The following is a 2,106-nucleotide window of genomic DNA, read 5'->3' on the forward strand; positions in this document are numbered from 1 at the left end:
GAGACATTAGAAAGAGCCGTCATGTTGATTAACAAAAGACCAAGAAAATCGCTTGACTATAAAACGCCATTTGAAGTATTCTATTCAGATAAATCAGACGCTGATGCACTTCAGATTTGAATTGGCGTGACTTTAAATTAATCAATGATCAATTTGGTCATAGTGCAGGAGATGAGGTTTTAAAAGCTATAGCACAAACGTTAAAAGAATCGGTACGTTCCTGCGATATTTTAGCCCGTTTGGGAGGGGATGAATTTGTTATTTTGCTACCTCAAATTAGCTATGAGCAGGCTGTTGTTGCCCTGGGTCGTACCCATCAGCAACTGCAATTGCTCAGTCAGACCCACGGTTGGCCGGTTGGTTATAGCATTGGAGTAATCACCTGTGTCGTCTTACCAAACTCAATAGATAACCTCATTGCCCAGGCCGATCAGCTGATGTATACCGTTAAAAGTAGCGGCAAAAATCGTCTAGATTGTCGAGAATATAATGATTAAAACCGCCAAGCAAAGACGGCATGGAGCTATCGAGCAACGAGTCTCAGGGGCAGCAATAAAGCTGGCATTCATGGTGCTGACTAACATGATTGCCGTTGTCTCCCTGGCTGGCCCCATAGACCTGTAGCTGTCAACTTGAATGTGGCGCTGCTTGTAGTTCACCACATAGCGTACTGTAAACTCGAGCCAGTTATCCGTATAATTAAACATCGGCTCTTTGAATACAAAACTGTTGGCGATGCGAACAATCTGGCCATTATACTAATCGCTTTTAGCCCAGTCTCCACATTCCATTAGAGTTGTCCGCAGAATGCTGATATCAATCACATCCCCCATAATGTCGCCCAGTTACACCCGATCGCCAGGCTTATAAAACTGGCCAAACGAAATCGCCACTCATCTCGCAAAACTGGTGATCACCTCCTGTAGAGCAAAGGCTACCCCGGCGCCAATCACCCCAAAAAAGACCGTAAACTTGATGAGGGTATCACTATGGCAACTCTATGACGCCGAAGCTGCTTCAGCTATACCTGGGCCAAACTACTGTCAGCCCTGACACGCAAGATGTGCTGATTGACCAGACGACGGAGACCGAACTCTATATTTTGTCGGCCATCCTATTTGTGGTAGTTGTGTTAGCGCTTGGGCTAATGAGCCGCCAGGTGGAGAATCTGCTCCTGTTTTCGCTGTCGCTATGCGGGCTGCTGATCGTTTTGGTGCTGGCCCTGCTGAACTGAGGGGCATGATTGCCGTAGCACATAGGGTGAGCTAGCTATGTGCCAGATGCCTATGCCAATTGATTTTATTGATTTTTAGGCTCAAGGAGCCACCCCAATAGAACAAAACTCGGTTTGATGGGGATCGCCCCCCTTGATGGTGCAAAATAGCCATGAGACAGCTTTGTTACGTTGGCCTCACCCTGGTGACGGCTCTGTTGATCGCGATCGCCCATGCCCTTACTTCCCGAACCCAGCGCGGCCAATGGTTATTTGGTCGATCACGTTAGCCTGCTGCGCCACAGCTATCGCCAGCTGTGCCACCGCCCTCTGCTAGCGGAGGACTTAGATGACATCGCCGCTGCCCAGGCAATCTACACTGCTCCCCTGATCGTGGTCTCCCATGATGACAGCGACGATCCAATCTTTACCTACGGCAACCAGATGGCCCTAAAGCTGTTTGAAATGACCTGGGCCGAGTTTACCACCCTGCCGTCCCGATTATCGGCAGAGCCTCCCAACCAAGCCGAGCGGGCCAGACTGCTAGCGGCAGTTTCCAGCCAGGGATTTATCGCCGACTATGCGGGGGTCAGAATCTCCAAAACCGGCAGGCGATTTTGGATTCAGGATGTGACGGTGTGGAATGTGAGCGATCGCGACGGCACCTACCGAGGGCAGGCCGCCGCCTACAGCCGCTGGCAGTATCTTTAACGGCATTGTCAACCCCTTTGGGCACTTCTCTTTGGGCAGCACCGTAACGCTTCAGGGTAGTGCATTTTAGTAAAGGACAGAGGAAAAGCCCGCCTCTTCCCGTTGTGCCAATTTCTCTCTAACTCGGCGATTGTAGTCGTGGATAAACGTCCAGATCGCACCGATGTGATTTTCTAGCTTTT

Annotated in this window: 3 protein-coding genes and 2 pseudogenes; 4 read left to right on the forward strand and 1 reads right to left on the reverse strand. The window is 49.8% G+C overall.

The window, feature by feature from the left end; translation table 11 throughout:
* Both IQ254_RS31950 and IQ254_RS30875 read left to right on the forward strand, forming a co-directional pair.
* Positions 1–120 (forward strand): annotated as a pseudogene (locus IQ254_RS31950) (IS30 family transposase); the annotation flags it as partial.
* Complete coding sequence (locus IQ254_RS30875) at positions 117–497, forward strand: GGDEF domain-containing protein (RefSeq protein ID WP_193969957.1); 381 nt, start codon at positions 117–119, stop codon at positions 495–497. The pseudogene IQ254_RS31950 and the gene IQ254_RS30875, both read left to right, overlap by 4 nt.
* A gap of 144 nt (positions 498–641) precedes the next feature.
* On the opposite strand, the pseudogene IQ254_RS34150 reads toward IQ254_RS30875, so the two are convergent.
* Positions 642–986 (reverse strand): annotated as a pseudogene (locus IQ254_RS34150) (mechanosensitive ion channel domain-containing protein); the annotation flags it as partial.
* 14 nt (positions 987–1,000) lie between these two features.
* On the opposite strand from IQ254_RS34150, the gene IQ254_RS30880 reads away from it, so the two are divergent.
* Together IQ254_RS30880 and IQ254_RS30885 are read left to right on the forward strand one after the other, a co-directional pair.
* Positions 1,001–1,234 (forward strand): hypothetical protein, encoded by a 234-nt coding sequence (locus IQ254_RS30880; protein WP_193969958.1) that lies wholly within the window; start codon positions 1,001–1,003, stop codon positions 1,232–1,234.
* 213 nt (positions 1,235–1,447) lie between these two features.
* A complete protein-coding gene (locus IQ254_RS30885; protein ID WP_193969959.1) occupies positions 1,448–1,924 on the forward strand; it encodes an MEKHLA domain-containing protein in 477 nt (158 codons plus the stop codon).
* Positions 1,925–2,106 lie beyond the last annotated feature (182 nt).

The sequence above is a fragment of the Nodosilinea sp. LEGE 07088 genome (assembly GCF_015207395.1).
Taxonomy (GTDB): domain Bacteria; phylum Cyanobacteriota; class Cyanobacteriia; order Phormidesmidales; family Phormidesmidaceae; genus Nodosilinea.